The organism is Streptomyces sp. W16, from assembly GCF_033194735.1.
Taxonomy (GTDB): Bacteria; Actinomycetota; Actinomycetes; order Streptomycetales; family Streptomycetaceae; genus Streptomyces.
Genome location: NZ_JAWOAI010001234.1, coordinates 1 through 255 on the forward strand (window position 1 = coordinate 1; position 255 = coordinate 255).

Here is a 255-nt window from a genome sequence, read left to right on the forward strand (position 1 = left end):
GTGAGCTCACCGGCGGCGAGGACGTGGACATCGTCTTCGAGCACCCCGGCCGCGAGACCTTCGGCGCAAGCGTTTACGTCACCCGCAAGGGCGGCACGATCGTCACCTGCGCCTCGACCTCCGGGTTTAACCACGAGTACGACAACCGCTACCTGTGGATGTCCCTGAAGCGGATCATCGGCTCGCACTTCGCCAACTACCGCGAGGCCTGGGAGGCCAACCGGCTGGTCGCGAAGGGCAAGATCCACCCGACGC

The 255-nt window shown here is 65.9% G+C and carries 1 protein-coding gene; it reads left to right on the plus strand.

The annotated features are described in order from the left end of the window. A partial coding sequence (locus R6V09_RS54915) for a zinc-binding dehydrogenase (RefSeq protein ID WP_317888712.1) occupies positions 1-255 on the plus strand: 255 nt, incomplete at both ends.